The sequence below is a fragment of the Mycobacterium sp. E342 genome (genome assembly GCF_001667665.1).
Classification (GTDB): Bacteria; Actinomycetota; Actinomycetes; order Mycobacteriales; family Mycobacteriaceae; genus Mycobacterium.
Genome location: NZ_LZJM01000287.1, coordinates 105,453 through 119,910, shown reverse-complemented (window position 1 = coordinate 119,910; position 14,458 = coordinate 105,453). Strand labels below are relative to the sequence as shown.

Sequence of the window (14,458 nt, the reverse complement as noted above, 5' to 3'; positions counted from 1 at the left end):
GGAACGGCCAGGGACACGGCGGGACGGGTCAGCGGGGGAGTTTGACCGCTATCAGCTCGACCTGATCCTGGCCCTGCGGCGTCGAGTAGGTCACCGTGTCGCCCGCCTTGTGCCCGGCCAGCGCCTGGGCCAGCGGGCTGCGCGCGGTCAACGTCTCGCCTTCCCGGCCGACGGGCGTCTCCTCGACGATCGAGATCACGTTCATCGTGACCACCTCACCGTCGGAGAACCGCAGGGTCACCTCTGTGCCACCGGGCAGCGTCTCCGACTCGTCGGGTTGCGACGGCCCGGTCCGCAGCCGGCGGTCCAGCTCATTGATCCGGTCGCTGAGCCCGACCAACTCCTCGGCGCGCTGGATCGCCTCGGCCGCGTCGCCGTGATCACCCACCATGCCGCGGTCGTTCCTGACCTCGACCTCGAGGCGGTCGCGCCGCTGCCGCAGCCGCTCCAGCTCCGCGGCCAGGTTCTCCCGTGCCGCGTCCGCCGCTGATTGGACCTTCTTGCTCACGTCGATGGACCTTTCGCCCAGTTTGCTCGGGTGGCGTTCCAGTGTTACACCACGGCGAGGCGGCCGCCACCATTATCGGGGAAGCGCCCGACCGCGTTGCGGAACCGATATCCGATCGGTTTGCGGGATCCCGAACGGCTTCTCGAAGCCGTCCTCCGGACGCCGCGGGTGCCTATCGTTGTAAGTATGAACGTCGGTCTCCGGGCGTGGTCGGCACTCGGTGCGGGCCTGCTGTCCGTTGTCGCGGTGTTCTGCTCCGCCCCGGCGATGGCGGATCCGCCGGACGACGCCTTCCTGGGGGCCTTGGCCGATAACGGGATCACCATGAACGACCCCGGCACCGCGATCTCGATGGCCCACACCGTCTGCGCCGGGCTGGACAAGAGCCAGAAATCGAGTGTCCTGGCGATGAAGGTGATGAAGGACACGAACCTCTCGGCCCGGCAGGCGGGGTTCTTCGTCGGGCTGTCCGTCTCCGCCTACTGCCCGCAATATAAAGGGCAGATCGACGGGTCGTTGGACTGGCTGAATCCCGGGCCTCCGCTGATGTGAGCCGGTGCCCGGCTACACCCAGTACGGCACGCGGGCGCGGTACTGCCGCATCGCGAACGCCGCCAGCACCCAGCCGACGACCGTCAGCACCGCCACCACGGCCCAGTGCCGCAGCTCCTGGTGGGCGCCCAGCAGCGGGGCCCGAACGATGTCGAGGTAGTGCAGCAGCGGGTTGAGCTCGACGATGCTCGACCATCGTCCCGCCCCCTGCTGCCTCAAGGTGTCGTCGTTCCAGATGATCGGCGTCATGAAGAACAGCAGCTGCACGACCGAGAACAGCAGCGGACCGATGTCGCGGTAGCGGGTCGCCAGGATGCCGAAACACAATGACACCCAGATGCAATTGAGCACGATCAGCCCCAGCGCGGGGATCACCGACAGATCCGCCCACGACCACGGCTTGGGGAAGATGATCGCGATGACGACGTAGATGACGATGTTGTGCGCGAACAGGATCATCTGCCGCCACACCAGCCGGTAGACGTGCACGCTCAGCGGTGTCGGCAATTGCTTGATCAGTCCCTCGTTGGCGACGAAGACGTCGGCCCCCTCGAGGATCGCCGCGTTGATCAGGTTCCAGATGATCAGGCCCAGCGTGACGTACGGCAGGTGTACGGAGAGCTCGAGGTGAAACAGCTTGGAATACAGGCCGCCCATGGCGACGGCGGTGGTGCCGGTCGCGATGGTGATCCAGAACGGACCCAGCACCGAACGGCGGTAGCGCTGCTTGATGTCCTGCCAGCCCAGGTGCAGCCACAGCTCGTGCCGGCGAAAACCGGCCACCAGGTCGCCCCGGGCGCGGGTGAAGGTCCGCGACTGGGCCGCGGCGTCGAGAAACGTCACTGGGGTCCTCCCGGGTCCGATGGTGGCGACCCGCTTCGCCCGGCTTCGGCTGTTCGCAGCGACCCGCTTCGCCCGGCTTCGCCGCGCTTGCGATCGCCGAGGCCGCGCTTGCGATCGCCACCAGGCTTGCCGAACTGCTCGTGGCGTCCCAAGCGCCGCAACCGGATCCACTCGGCCAGGCCTTTGGGGTCGCGGCGGGTCACCAGGAAGTACCAGCCGAACCGAACCCACTCCTGGACCAGCAGCTTGCGCAGGCCCGGTTGGGCCAACAGGTAGCCGCGGTTGCGATAGGTGTAGAACCGCTTGTTGGGGTCGTCGGGGTATTGGGTGTGCATGCGACCGCCCAGGATCGGGCGGAATTCCGCGGAACCGCAGGGGTGCAGGTAGATCGTGTCCAGGCAGGTGCCGAACGGCAGGCCCGATCGCACCAGGCGCCGGTGCATCTCGACCTCGTCGCCGCGGATGAACAGCCGCAGGTCGGGGACGCCGATCGCATCGAGGGTGTCCGCCCGGAACAGCGCGCCGTTGAACAGCGACGCTATCCCGGGCAGCAGGTCCTGCCCCGCTTCGGTGCGCAATTCGCTTGCGCGCCTGCGCCATACCAGGCCGCGGCGCAGCGGGAACGCGAGCCGCTCCGGGTCGTCGGCGTTGCACACCATCGGCGACACTTCGGCCAGGGCGTGCCTTTGGGCGCACGCGAGCAGGGTGGCCAGCACGTGCGAGTCCTGTGGGCGCCCGTCGTCGTCGGCCAGCCACACCCAGTCGGCTCCCTGGGCCAATGCGTGCAACATTCCCAGTGCGAAACCGCCTGCGCCACCGAGGTTTCGGCGGGACGCCAGGTAGGTGGTCGGGATCGGCTGGCCGGCCACCAGGTCGCTCACCCGGCCGGAACCGGGGCCGTCGTTGTCGACGACGATCAGGTGGTCGGGTAGCCGGGTCTGGCTGCTCAGCGTGCCCAGCGACTTGGCCAGCTCGTCGGGTCGCCGGTGCGTGACGACGACGGCGATGACGGTTTCGGTCATATCTCGTTGCGCGTTTCGGCCAGCACCTCGCGCACGTGCCGGGCGGCGTCATCCCCCTCGTAGGCGCGCACCACCTCTTCTATCCCGCCGGCCATCCGGATCACGCCGTGGTCGATCCACATCGCGGTCTTGCACAGGCGCGCGAGGAATTCGTTGGAATGGCTGGCGAACACCAGGATTCCGGATCGTTCCACCAGGCTCTGCAGCCGGGACTGGGCCTTCTTCATGAAGTCGGCGTCGACCGCACCCAGGCCTTCGTCGAGCAGCAGGATCTCGGGGTCGATGCTGGTGACCACGCCCATCGCCAGCCGCACCCGCATCCCGGTGGAATACGTGCGCAGCGGCATCGACAGGTAGTCGCCCAACTCGGTGAACTCGGCGATCTCGTCCACCTTGGCCATCATCTGCTTCCGGGTCTGCCCCAAGAACAGTCCGCGGATGATGATGTTCTCGTAACCGGAGATCTCGGGGTCCATCCCGACGCCCAGGTCGAAGATGGGCGCGACCCGGCCGGTGACCTCCGCCCAGCCGCGGGTGGGTTCGTAGATACCCGAAAGCAGCCGCAGCAGAGTCGATTTCCCCGCGCCGTTGTGGCCGACCAGACCGACCCGGTCGCCGAGCTCGAGGGACAGGGTGATGTCCCGTAGCGCCTCGACGACGACCACGTTGGAGCTGTTGCGCCCGATCGTGCCGCCCGCCTTGCCCAGGAAGGCTTTCTTCAGGGAGCGCGACTTCGCGTCGAAAATGGGAAATTCCACCCACGCGTTGTGCGTCTCGATGTGAGGACCCGCCACCGTGCTGCGCTTTACAGGTACTGACCGTGCCCGGACCCGCCCGGCTTGCTGACACCTGGGGGAAGCGCACCCTGGCGCATGTTCTCCAGCTGCGCGCGGGCGGCCATCTGCTGGGCGAACAGCGCCGTCTGGATGCCGTGGAACAGCCCTTCCAGCCAGCCGACCAACTGGGCCTGGGCGATGCGCAATTCGGCGTCCGACGGCGCCGAGTCCTCGTTGAACGGCAGGGTGAGGCGGTCGAGCTCTTCGCGTAGTTCCGGAGCCAGGCCCTCCTCGAGTTCGCGGATGCTGGTGGCGTGGATCTCGCGCAGGCGGTTGCGGCTGGCCTCGTCGAGCGGTGCGGCGCGCACCTCCTCGAGCAGTTGCTTGATCATCGTCCCGATGCGCATCACCTTCGCGGGCTGCTCAACCAGATCGGTCAGGGAGCGCTCGTCGGCGTCTTCCTCCGGCGCCGACATCAGCCGCGGATCCACGTCGCCGATGATCTCGATGCCATCGTCGTCGTTGCGGGTAGTCAATCCATCACCATCCTTTGCGGACTAAGAGTGCGGCGCCGCGCCGCTTCCGCGCCATTCGTAGATTCGGGCTCCACCATTGTCGTAGATCAGCGTCCACGACTGCGATTTATCCAGTGACACTAGTCCGTCGGGTACGGCGAACCCGCGGACCGTCGGCTGGCTGGTGTAGATGTACCGGATGTTGAGCGCTTTGATCGCCTCGACCACCCTTGGGTCGGAATCCCCCCTTCGGGCGTAGGCCCAGAAGATGTAGCGGTTGGGGCCGGGTCCCATCTGCTGCGGGTAGTCGTAATGGGTCCACAGCGGGTGCAGGTCGGCGACGGCATACATCCATGCGGTGCCGTCGGTGTTGGCGTTGCCGATCACGGTGCTGTGCGCCTCGGGCAGCGTGGCCAGGTAGGCCATGGCCATCAGGTCGCGCTGGTCGATCATCACCGAGTCGTACTTGTCGCCGAACAGCACCAGGTGTCGATAGAAGTAGTGGCGGGCGGTGAAGACGGTCGTCGCCACCAGCAGGACCGCCGTCGCCGCGGTCCACGCCGGCGCGGGTAAGGGTTTGAGTCGGCCGGCGACTCGTTGGGCGCCGGCCACCACCACCATGACGATCAGAAACAATGCGACCCCGGCCATCGGTTCCAGCAGCAGGGTGATCGCGGCCGAGATCCGGCGCGGATCCTTGTAGAAGAACTCCCCGAACGCACCGGCAATCGCACCGACCGGGCCGCCGAGCGGCGTTCCGGCGTCGACGTCGACCACTACGAGCAACAGCCACAGCGCCAGCGGCCACCAGATCCTCTTGTAGGCGAAGGCGATCCCGCCGAGGATCGCCAGCGACATCAGGCCGTACTGGTACGGGAAGTCGTTGAGGTGACGCGAGTGCTGGAAGACGGCGTCCCACACCCCCCGCTTCTTGCTGAGCTTGGTCAAAAACGAGTGCCCGGCGATGATGTCTTCCTGTTGGCGGACGCTGATGAATTGCGGCAACAGGATCAGCGCGGTCGCCACGGCCACGCCTGCGAGCGTCACGGCGTCGGCGACGCGGGCGCGGACCGGGTGCCACAGCACGTCCAACATCCACCAGGCGACGACGAACAGCACGACGATGAACCCGCCGGTCAGGTGGACCGACATCACCCCCACGAAGGCCAGCACGGCGGCCGGGATGCGGTCGCGGTGGCGCAGCGTCGAGGCGATCAGCACGAACGTGGGGACGACGACCCCGTAGGCCGCCAGGTTGGGCATCGCGGCGACACCGAACTCGACGTAGGGGAGGGCGGTGAACGACACCGACAGCGCGGCGGTGGTGGCGGCCGCGCCGGCGGTGCGCCATTGCCCCCAGTGCGAGCGCAGCAGCCGCCAGGTCAGCATCGCTGCGCTGCTGGGGAACAGCCAGATCGAGGCCGCCACCGAGCTCAGCGTGTAGCCGGTGGTGGGCGCGGCCCCGGTGAGCTGACAGAACACCGCCACCCACGCGTGGAAGACCGACGGGTAGTACAGCGTCTGGTGCGTTTCGACGTTGCGCAGCTCGCCCATGTGGGTGGACGACGCCTGCCCGGTGTCCAGGATGAACCGCACCTCGTTGGCGTGCCAGACGGCGTCCCAGGTGCTGGGGATGGTCTGCCACCGGGTGGCCAGGCCGCGGTAGGCCGCCCACATGATGAGCAGGGACCCCAGCAGCACCCCGGCCGCGACGAGGATCGCGGGCCAGCGGCCGATCCCGCGCGCTTCGGCCTCGGTGTCACGGTAGCGGCCGAGCAGCAGCTGCAGGACCGTCATCACCAGGCACACCGCGGCCAACGTCGCCAGCGCCGTCCAACCATTCCACGGGATTCCGACCGCGCCGAACGGGATGATCGCCAGCGCGACGGCGCCGTAGGTCAGCGCCGGGCCGACCGCGACCGCGACGGGCCAACTCAGCTGACTGATGCGCGCGATGATCGCTCCGGGCGCTATCAGCAAAAACAATGCGATCAGCGTTCCGAACCAGAGCCCCACTCGACTAGTATGGCTGGCCGGGTGTCCTGCCCCTCCGAAGCCACTGGCTGGCCTCAACGGCTCGAGCGTTCCGGGCACCCGCTACCGTCACAGTTTCGCGGAAATGCGCAAGCTCTAAGGTGGCTGGCATGGCTTACGACGTCGCCCGGGTGCGCGGACTGCATCCGTCGCTGGGTGACGGGTGGGTGCACTTCGATGCGCCCACCGGGATGCTCATCCCCGATTCCGTCGCGACCACCGTTTCGACCGCCTTCCGCAGGTCCAGCGCCACCACGGTCGGCGCGCATCCGTCCGCGCAGCGCAGCGCCGCCATCCTCGAGGCGGCGCGGGCGGCGGTGGCGGACCTGTTCAACGTGGACCCGGCGGGCGTGGTGCTCGGGGCCGACCGGGCGATCCTGCTGTCGGCGCTGGCCGAGGCGTCGTCCTCGCGGGCGGGGCTGGGCTACGAGGTGATCGTCAGCCGCCTGGACGACGAGGCGAACATCGCCCCCTGGCTGCGGGCGGCGCATCGCTACGGCGCCAAGGTGAAGTGGGCCGAGATCGACATCGAGACCGGTGAGCTGCCGACCTGGCAGTGGGAGGGCCTGATCGGGAAGTCGACCAGGCTGGTGGCCGTCGCGTCGGCGTCCGCGACGCTGGGCACGGTCACCGACCTCCGCGCGATGACCAAGCTGGTGCACGACGTCGGCGGGCTGGTGGTGGTCGACCATTCCGCGGCGGCGCCGTACCGGTTGCTCGACGTGCGGGAAACCGACGCGGACGTGGTGGCGGTGAACGCCCTCGCGTGGGGCGGTCCGCCGATCGGCGCGGTGGTGTTCCGCGATCCGGCGCTGCTCAATTCGTTCAGCTCCATCTCCACCGACCCGAAGGCCACCGGCGCGGCGCGTCTCGAGATCGGCGCGCACCAGTTCGGTCTGCTGGCCGGGGTGGTCGCCAGCATCGAGTATCTGGCGGTGCTCGACGAGTCGGCCCGCGGCAGCCGGCGCGAACGCCTGTCGGTGTCGATGCAATCGGCCAGTTCGTATCTGAACCGGATCTTCGATTACCTCATGGTGTCGCTGCGGTCGTTGCCGCTGGTGATGGTGATCGGCCGTCCGGAGGTGCGGATACCCGTGGTGAGCTTTGCGCTGAACGGCGTGCCCGCAGAGCGGGTGGTGCAGCGGTTGGCGGACAACGGGATTCTGGCCGTCAGCAACGAGAACTCCCGCGCGCTCGACGTGCTGGGCGTCAACGACGTCGGCGGAGCGGTGACCGTCGGGCTGGCGCATTACTCGACGACGGCCGAGGTCGACCAGTTGGTGCGCGCCCTGGCGTCCCTGGGCTGAGCCTCTCGGGTCCGTGAGCGGCTGCTCGGGTTCCGCGAGCCTAACCGGGCTGCGAAAAATCGGCCCGGATTTCGCGGCCACGTTAGGCTCGCGAGCGGGCGGTACCCCAGCCCGCGGGCTGCTAGACCGTCAGCACGATCTTTCCGGTCACCTTGCTCGACGTCAGCAGTTGATGCGCCTCACCGGCCTGCTGAATCGGCATGCGCGCGCCGATGATCGGCCGGACGCGCCCCTCGGCGATCATCGGCCACACCGAGCCGATCACCGCCTGCACGATCTCCGTCTTGCTGTTCGGCCCGGTCACCGGGCGGGCCCGCAGCGTGGTGCCGATCACCCGGGCGCGCTTCGCCAACAGCTTGGCGATGTTCAGCTCGCCCTTGATGCCGCCCTGCATGCCGATGATGACCAGCTGCCCGTCGGTGGCCAGGGCGTCGATATTGCGGTCCAGGTAGGCGGCGCCCATGATGTCGAGGATTACGTCGGCTCCGCCGCTGTCTTGCAGCCGCTCGACGAAGTCTTCGTCGCGGTAGTTGATGGTGATCTCGGCGCCCAGCTCACGGCAGAATTCCAGCTTCTCCGCCGAACCGGCCGTGACGGCCACCCGGGCGCCCAACGCCCGCGCGACCTGGATCGCGTGGCTTCCGATGCCGCTGGCGCCGCCGTGCACCAGCAGCAGCTGGCCAGTGCCCAGATGGGCGGTGAGCACCAGGTTGGACCACACCGTGCAGGCCACTTCCGGCAGCCCGGCCGCGTCGATCAGGTCGACACGAGAGGGGACCGGCATCACCTGACCGGCGGGAACGGCGACGTACTCGGCGTACCCGCCGCCCGCCAGCAGCGCGCAAACGTGTTGTCCGACAGTCCAATCCGTCACACCCTCGCCGGTCTCGGCGACCACGCCGGACACCTCCATGCCGATGATGTCGCTGGCGCCCGGCGGCGGGGGATATTTACCGGCGGCCTGCAGCAGGTCGGCGCGGTTCACGCCGGCGGCGGCGACCTGGATCAGCACCTCGCCGGGCCCGGCGGACACGTCGGGCACGTCTTGCCAGGAAAGGCGATCGGGGGATTCGGCGACGATGGCGCGCATGGTGGCCACGCTACCGACCCCCGTTACGCTTATCGGCGGTGGCGTGGCAGAGCGGCCTAATGCACTCGCCTTGAAAGCGAGAGACGGCTAACACCGTCCGGGGGTTCAAATCCCTCCGCCACCGCGCGTGTCAGTCCGCTGGTGCAGCGTCGGCGCGTAGCGCAGCAGCGCCCCGATGCCGTCGGCCGGGGCGATCCGCTCGTCGGTGCGCACCAGCGACGCCCCGACCGCAATCGCGAACAGCGGCAGGGCTTCGTCGGCGCGCAGCGTCTTGGCCGCGGCCGCGCCCTGCTCGGACAGCACGTTCGCGTTGGGGGCGACGGTGGTCAGATCGGCGTCGGTGACCACGGCGGCGTCGCCGATGTCACCGATGATCAACGTGTCCACCGCGCCCTGGCGCAGGGCCGAGCACACCGCGCCCAGCCCCTCGGCGGCCAGCCCCGATTGCCGGCCCATCTCGGCGGTGAACCGATCGGCCGCGTCGTCGATGACCCGCAACCGTCGGCTGACGAACGCGGCTTCGATGGCCCGCTGAACTTCTTCGTCGTCGTGACCGCTGTGTCGCGCACCCACCTGCAGCTGAATCGCCCGCTCGCAGTCGATCTAGCAGGGCGGATAGCAGGTCCGAGCGTGACCCCACTTCCCCGACGACGAAGATCATCTCGATGGACTTGTCGTCGACCAGCTCGCCGACCCGGTCGGCGACGGCTCGCACGTTCTTGCGGGCGGCTTCGTCGGTGCGCGGTTGCGGGTCGCCGTATCCGGCGGTTTCGGCGCCGGCGGCCTTGTGCACGGGGTAGCCGCCACCGTCGACGGTTTCGGTGCGCAGGGTGCAGTTGACGTGGGTGGTGATGTCGGCGCCGGTGTGGTCGACCACCACCAGCAGGTAGTCCGGGTAGTCGAAGCCGAGTTCGACGATCGGTAGCACGAAAGGCAATTCGGAGACGCGCACGATCGTTTCGGCGGTGGGACGGGTGAGGTGCTCGTTGAGGAGCACGCCCCGGGCGCCGGCCACCACGCCGCGACCGCTGCGGCCGATCGGCGGGCGCAGGCCCCGCACGGCGCGCCCGATGTCGTCGATCACCGCCGAGCCGGTGCCCTGTCTGTCGAGTTCTTCTTTCAGCGCACGCCATTTGAGCTCGAGCTGGGCTTCGGCGTCGTGGGTGTCGTGCGAGTCGTCGAAGTAGACCGACGCGAATGGGCCGGGGGAAGCCAGCAGCTTGCGGAAGCGTTCAGAGTCCATGTCTTTGGGTGCCCGGCGGGCCGGGCCGCAAACCCTAGTAGCTGCGGTCGCCTTCGCTGTTGTCGAAGAAGCGCCACTCGCCGTCCGCTTCGACTTCCATGCGCCAGCCCAGTTCGTTGCCCTCGACCGCCTCATCGGCGAACCAGGCGTGCGCCTTGTCGGCGCTGTCGATGTCCTTGGTCGCGACGACGTCGCCCTTGGGGTTGAGCACTCGGTAGGTAGCCATGCCGGCAGTGTTCCCACCGCCGGGCGCCCTCAACCGGCGGGAATCTCGGCGGCGATGGTGTCCATCAGGGCGGTGTAGCGCTTGGCTTCCGGGTCGCGGCCGGGCTTGCCGCTGCTGATCACACCGGCCGCCAGACCGCGCGCGGGGTCGGCCCAGATCGCGATGTTGACCAGGCCGAGGTTGCCGAAAGCGTTGGGCGCGTGCAGCCCGAACGGCCCCCACCGGTCGGTCCCGAGGATGAAGCCGGTGCCCCACCGGGCCGGTTGCAGCCCCACCGCGAAATCCGGCCGCAAGCGCCGGCATTCCTTGACCGCGCCGTACATCGTCTCCGGGCTCACCACCCGCACGCCGTCCAGATTGCCACCGCGGCGCCAGATTTCGGCGAACCGGGACATCTCGTTGGCAGTCGACACCGTGTTGGACGACGGGATGATCGTGGTGAGGAACAGCGGGGTATTGGTGATCGGGATCATCTCGTGCACGGTTCCGCCGATCGCCTTGCGGAAGATCTGCGCCACTATCGGTGGGAGTGGGCGCCCCGTCGCGTGGCTGGGGGCGACCAGTGGCAGGTCCTCTTCGGCGACACCGAAGTTCGTCCACCGGAAGCCGAGCGGGTCGAGGATCTCGGTGGCCAGAATTTCGCGAATTTCCTTGCCGGTGGCCGCGTATACGATCTCGCGGATCAGCGGACCCCAGGTCAGCGCGTGGTACATGTGGAACAGCCCGGGGCGGTAGATCGGCCGCAATTCGCCGAGCTTCTGTTGCGCGTATTCGTGGTCGTCCGCGCGTTTGACGTCCGGTTTGGGCCCGGTGGGGAAGGGCAGCCCGGCGCTGTGGGTCATCACGTGCCGGATGGTGATCCGGTGCTTGCCGTGGCTGGTGAAAGTGGGGATGTAGTCGCACACCCGGTCGTCGAGTGAGAAGACACCGCGCTCGACGAGCATGTGCACCACGGTCGCCGCGATGCCCTTGGCCGCCGAGTAGACGCAGAACGGCGTGTCCGTCGTGACGGGGATCTTCTGGGCGTCGGGTGGGTCGCTCGGGGCGTTGCCCCAGCCGTGGCCGATCGCCCGGTTGAGCACGACGCGCCCGTGCCGCCGGATGCACAGCTGGATGGCCGGGTGGAAGCCGGCCTCATACCAGTGCCGCGCGGCCCCCCAGATCCGGTCGACGGCGGCGCTGTCGACCTCGGAGTGGTCCTCGGCGCCGATCGCCGTCACGGCGTCCAGGTCGGACGGGACGCGGATCTTGCCGTCTGGTGTCGTCGTCACGTCAGCGAGGGTACGTGGCCCCGCATCACTCCCCGGTGAATCGCGGTGGGCGCTTCTCGAAGGTCGCCGCGATGCCCTCGGTCAGGTCCTTCGACGGCAGGAAGGCGGCGTTCCAGGCGGCGACGTAGCGCAGGCTCTCCGACACGGCCGCGGTGCGCTGCTGGTCGAGGACGTCCTTGACGCCGTGGACGGCCAGCGGCGGGTTGGCGGCGATCTCGGCCGCGGTGGCGTGCGCGGCGGCCAGCGAAGCCTCGGCGTCTGCGTACACGTCGTTGACCAGACCGATCTTCTCGGCACGGGCCGCGTCGATGTCCTTGCCGGTCAGCGCCAGTTCACGCAGGTGCCCGTCGCTGAGGATGTACGGCAGGCGGGCCAGGCTGCCGACGTCGGCGACGATGGCCAGCTTGACCTCGCGCACCGAGAACTTGGCGTCGGCGCTCGCGTAGCGGATGTCGACCGCGGAGATCAGGTCGACGCCGCCGCCGATGCACCAACCGTGCACCGACGCGATCGTCGGGGTGCGGCAGTCAGCGACCGCGGTGATCGCGCCCTGCATGCGCTTGACCTCGCGGTGGAAGACCGCGCGCGGGCCGGCCAGCGCGTCGCCGGACAGCAGCGGGGTGAACGAGCCGCCCATCGCGGGCACGTCCAGGCCGTAGCTGAAGTTCTTGCCGGAACCGGTCAGCACGATGGCCCGCACCTCGGGGTCGGCGTCCAGGGCCGCGAACAGCTCCGGCATCTCCGACCAGAACGCCGGGCCCATCGCGTTGCCCTTGCCCGGCCCGATCAGCGTCACCTGCGCAACGTGATCTTTGGTTTCCACCGTGACGGATTCGTATGCTTGCGCCATATCGAGACCGTAGCGTGGCAAACATGGCTCCTGATTTGCGGCCCGGCCCACATTCCCCGCCCGCCGACGAACTGCACAGCGCCGAGGACACGCTCGGGGTGTTGCAGCGCGTGCTGCACACGATCGCGATCGACGACCTGTCCCGGCGGACGCCGTGCAGCGAGTTCGACGTGGCGCAGCTGACCGAGCATCTGCTGAAGTCGATCGCGGGGCTCGGGGGCATGGTGGGCGCCGAGATCCCGGAGCGCGAGCAAGGCGATTCGGTGGAACGGCAGGTGGTCGCCGCGGCCCGGCCGGCGCTGGATGCCTGGCATCGCCGCGGCCTGGACGGCACGGTGCCGTTCGGCAAGAGCGAGATGCCCGCCAAGACGGCGTGCGGCATCTTCTCGGTCGAATTCCTGGTCCACGCTTGGGATTACGCCGCGGCGGTGGACCACGAGCTCAACGCCCCGCAACCACTGTCCGAATACGTATTGGGGTTGGCGCGCACCATCATCCGGCCGGAGATTCGTGCCGGTGCCGGGTTCGACGACCCGGTGGAGCTGCCCGACGACGCCGGCGCGCTCGAGCACCTGGTCGCGTTCACCGGACGCAACCCGGCCCGCTAACGGTTCTCGAGCCGCTACGCCCGCTCGAGATAGAAGTAGTAATACCGGCCATTATCGCGGACGCCCTTGCCGTTCATGATGCCCATCACGGCGTTGTCGTCGATCTTCTTGAAGTGGTCGTGCACGGGCTGGCCGTCGTAGACCATCGTCGCGGTGACCTCGCCGCGGAACTCTTCGAGCCACAGGCTGGCCTCGCCCTTGCCCATCTCCACGTTCGAGAACTTGTTGCCGTCGGCGTCCAGGCAGACCAGCGGCTGCACGTCCCGAGCCGACTTGAAGGTCTTGCCGAACCAGCCGGCCTTCTCGAGCTGGCCGTTCATCCGGTGGCCAGTGCGGAACTCGCCGCCCTTCCACTCGCCCAGCATGCCCTCGATCGTCGCGGGCTCCAGGCCGGCCCAGAAGTCGTCGAGCTCGGCGTCGGGGATGTCACCGTCACGCTCCTTGAACTCGGTGAACTGTTTGCGCGCCAAGTCCAATGGACTGCTCCTTACGGTTCGGTGCGGGAAATCCACTCCCGGGCGAAGTGCAACAGGGCATCATTCTCCTCCACCGCACCGATGGTGATGCGCACCCCCTCGCCGGCGAACGGGCGGACCACCAGCCGCGCGTCGGCGGCCTGTTCGGTGAAGTCCGTGGTACGAGAACCCAGCGGCAGCCAGACGAAGTTCGCCTGCGACGGCGGCAGGGTGAACCCGGCGTCGCGCAACCCCGTGCTGACGCGGGTGCGCTCGGCGACCAGCGCGTCGGTCCGCGCCATCAGCTCGTCGGACGCCTCCAGCGACGCGATGGCGGCCGCCTGGGCGACGTTGGTCACGGCGAACGGCATGACGACCTTGTCCAGCGCGGTGATCAGGTCCGGGTGACCGATTGCATAACCGACGCGCAATCCCGCGAGCCCGTAGGCCTTCGAAAACGTCCGCAGCACAATGACGTTGCTGCGCGATAGGGCGAGCTCCAGGCTGTTGGGCAGCATCCCGTCGCGGATGTATTCGACGTAGGCCTCGTCGATGGCGATCAGGACCTGCGGCGGCACGGCTTCGACGAAATGGGCGAGGGCGTCCGGATCGACCACCGTCGACGTCGGATTGTTCGGGTTGCAGACGAAGATCAGCCGGGTGCGATCGGTGATCGCGGCGAGCATGGCGTCGAGGTCGTGCGTGTGGTCGCTCAGCGGCACTTTGACCGCGGTCGCGCCCGACACCTGGACGATGGGCAGGTAGCACTCGAAGCTGCGCCAGCCCATCATGACTTCGTCGCCGGCCGCGGAGGTGATCTGCACCAGCTGCTGGCACAGGCTGACCGAACCGCTACCTACCGCGATGTGCTCGGTTGCGACGGACGAGCCCAGGTGCATGGCCAGGGCCGCTTTGAGGTCGACGCTGGCGTTGTCCGGGTAGCGGTTGACGACGGCGACCGCGCGCTCGATCGCCGCGTGCACACTGGGCAGCGGACCGTACACGGTCTCGTTGCTGGCCAGCTTGATGGAGCCCGGCACGTTCTTGCCGGGCACGTAGACTGGCAGTCCGACCAGTTCGGGACGCAAGCGGGCGGTCACTTCGACAGTTTATGTCGCGGATGTGTACGCTATGGCCGGTTCCGCGAGACCGGAAAGG

The 14,458-nt window shown here is 68.3% G+C and carries 15 protein-coding genes, 1 tRNA gene and 1 pseudogene; 4 read left to right on the top strand and 13 right to left on the bottom strand.

Annotated features, from left to right (window positions below; genetic code table 11):
- Positions 1–28: 28 nt before the first annotated feature.
- Positions 29–508 carry a GreA/GreB family elongation factor gene (locus A5692_RS23925; RefSeq protein WP_068060819.1) on the bottom strand — a complete coding sequence of 160 codons (480 nt, stop codon included), beginning with the start codon at positions 506–508 and terminating at the stop codon, positions 29–31.
- Between the two features lie 186 nt (positions 509–694).
- Between A5692_RS23925 and A5692_RS23920 the strand changes: the two genes are divergently transcribed.
- Positions 695–1,060 (top strand): DUF732 domain-containing protein, encoded by a 366-nt coding sequence (locus A5692_RS23920; RefSeq protein WP_068060817.1) that lies wholly within the window; start codon positions 695–697, stop codon positions 1,058–1,060.
- Positions 1,061–1,072: 12 nt separating this feature from the next.
- Here A5692_RS23920 and A5692_RS23915 read toward each other — a convergent pair whose 3' ends face one another.
- The 5 genes from A5692_RS23915 to A5692_RS23895 form a co-directional block, all read right to left on the bottom strand.
- Complete coding sequence (locus A5692_RS23915) at positions 1,073–1,903, bottom strand: ABC transporter permease (RefSeq protein WP_068060815.1); 831 nt, start codon at positions 1,901–1,903, stop codon at positions 1,073–1,075.
- Positions 1,900–2,925 (bottom strand): glycosyltransferase, encoded by a 1,026-nt coding sequence (locus A5692_RS23910; RefSeq protein WP_068060813.1) that lies wholly within the window; start codon positions 2,923–2,925, stop codon positions 1,900–1,902. Before A5692_RS23910 ends, A5692_RS23915 begins: the two co-directional genes overlap by 4 nt.
- Positions 2,922–3,719, bottom strand: a complete 798-nt coding sequence (locus A5692_RS23905; RefSeq protein WP_068060810.1) for an ABC transporter ATP-binding protein — start codon at positions 3,717–3,719, stop codon at positions 2,922–2,924. The genes A5692_RS23910 and A5692_RS23905 overlap by 4 nt, the downstream gene beginning before the upstream one ends.
- 11 nt (positions 3,720–3,730) lie before the next feature.
- Complete coding sequence (locus tag A5692_RS23900) at positions 3,731–4,177, bottom strand: bacterial proteasome activator family protein (RefSeq protein ID WP_231984442.1); 447 nt, start codon at positions 4,175–4,177, stop codon at positions 3,731–3,733.
- A gap of 81 nt (positions 4,178–4,258) precedes the next feature.
- On the bottom strand, positions 4,259–6,232 hold the full coding sequence (locus A5692_RS23895) for a DUF6541 family protein (RefSeq protein ID WP_068060804.1): 1,974 nt from the start codon (positions 6,230–6,232) through the stop codon (positions 4,259–4,261).
- A 128-nt stretch (positions 6,233–6,360) separates the two neighbouring features.
- Here A5692_RS23895 and A5692_RS23890 point away from each other — a divergent pair, with 128 nt between their 5' ends.
- Positions 6,361–7,557 (top strand): cysteine desulfurase-like protein, encoded by a 1,197-nt coding sequence (locus A5692_RS23890; protein ID WP_068060801.1) that lies wholly within the window; start codon positions 6,361–6,363, stop codon positions 7,555–7,557.
- A gap of 121 nt (positions 7,558–7,678) precedes the next feature.
- On the opposite strand, the gene A5692_RS23885 is transcribed toward A5692_RS23890, so the two are convergent.
- A complete protein-coding gene (locus A5692_RS23885) occupies positions 7,679–8,647 on the bottom strand; it encodes an NAD(P)H-quinone oxidoreductase (protein ID WP_068060929.1) in 969 nt (322 codons plus the stop codon).
- Positions 8,648–8,684: 37 nt separating this feature from the next.
- On the opposite strand from A5692_RS23885, the gene A5692_RS23880 reads away from it, so the two are divergent.
- Positions 8,685–8,771, top strand: a tRNA-Ser gene (locus A5692_RS23880).
- Here A5692_RS23880 and A5692_RS23875 read toward each other — a convergent pair.
- The 4 genes and pseudogenes from A5692_RS23875 to A5692_RS23860 form a co-directional block, all read right to left on the bottom strand.
- Positions 8,753–9,890 (bottom strand): annotated as a pseudogene (locus tag A5692_RS23875) (hypothetical protein). The gene A5692_RS23880 and the pseudogene A5692_RS23875 sit on opposite strands and share 19 nt — an antisense overlap.
- A gap of 34 nt (positions 9,891–9,924) precedes the next feature.
- Positions 9,925–10,116: a hypothetical protein gene (locus tag A5692_RS23870; protein ID WP_068060797.1), complete on the bottom strand. Its 192-nt coding sequence runs from the start codon at positions 10,114–10,116 to the stop codon at positions 9,925–9,927.
- 29 nt (positions 10,117–10,145) lie between these two features.
- Positions 10,146–11,387, bottom strand: a complete 1,242-nt coding sequence (gene lipE / locus A5692_RS23865; RefSeq protein ID WP_068060794.1) for a lipase LipE — start codon at positions 11,385–11,387, stop codon at positions 10,146–10,148.
- 25 nt (positions 11,388–11,412) lie between these two features.
- Positions 11,413–12,237 (bottom strand): crotonase/enoyl-CoA hydratase family protein, encoded by an 825-nt coding sequence (locus tag A5692_RS23860; RefSeq protein ID WP_068060791.1) that lies wholly within the window; start codon positions 12,235–12,237, stop codon positions 11,413–11,415.
- A 23-nt stretch (positions 12,238–12,260) separates the two neighbouring features.
- On the opposite strand from A5692_RS23860, the gene A5692_RS23855 reads away from it, so the two are divergent.
- Positions 12,261–12,845, top strand: a complete 585-nt coding sequence (locus A5692_RS23855) for a TIGR03086 family metal-binding protein (RefSeq protein ID WP_197514552.1) — start codon at positions 12,261–12,263, stop codon at positions 12,843–12,845.
- Between the two features lie 14 nt (positions 12,846–12,859).
- Here the strand turns inward: A5692_RS23855 and A5692_RS23850 are convergent, their stop codons facing one another.
- Positions 12,860–13,321 carry a DUF4334 domain-containing protein gene (locus tag A5692_RS23850; protein ID WP_068060785.1) on the bottom strand — a complete coding sequence of 154 codons (462 nt, stop codon included), beginning with the start codon at positions 13,319–13,321 and terminating at the stop codon, positions 12,860–12,862.
- Positions 13,322–13,332: 11 nt separating this feature from the next.
- Entirely contained in the window at positions 13,333–14,400 is a 1,068-nt protein-coding gene (hisC, locus tag A5692_RS23845; RefSeq protein WP_068060783.1) for a histidinol-phosphate transaminase, read from the bottom strand.
- Positions 14,401–14,458 lie beyond the last annotated feature (58 nt).

Coding starts and splice junctions, on each gene's coding strand:
- A5692_RS23920 (WP_068060817.1), top strand. CDS start 695: ATGAACGTCGGTCTCCGGGCGTGGTCGGCACTCGGTGCGGGCCTGCTG.
- A5692_RS23910 (WP_068060813.1), bottom strand. CDS start 2,925: ATGACCGAAACCGTCATCGCCGTCGTCGTCACGCACCGGCGACCCGAC.
- A5692_RS23900 (WP_231984442.1), bottom strand. CDS start 4,177: ATGTCGGCGCCGGAGGAAGACGCCGACGAGCGCTCCCTGACCGATCTG.
- A5692_RS23890 (WP_068060801.1), top strand. CDS start 6,361: ATGGCTTACGACGTCGCCCGGGTGCGCGGACTGCATCCGTCGCTGGGT.
- A5692_RS23885 (WP_068060929.1), bottom strand. CDS start 8,647: ATGCGCGCCATCGTCGCCGAATCCCCCGATCGCCTTTCCTGGCAAGAC.
- A5692_RS23870 (WP_068060797.1), bottom strand. CDS start 10,116: ATGGCTACCTACCGAGTGCTCAACCCCAAGGGCGACGTCGTCGCGACC.
- A5692_RS23860 (WP_068060791.1), bottom strand. CDS start 12,237: ATGGCGCAAGCATACGAATCCGTCACGGTGGAAACCAAAGATCACGTT.
- A5692_RS23855 (WP_197514552.1), top strand. CDS start 12,261: ATGGCTCCTGATTTGCGGCCCGGCCCACATTCCCCGCCCGCCGACGAA.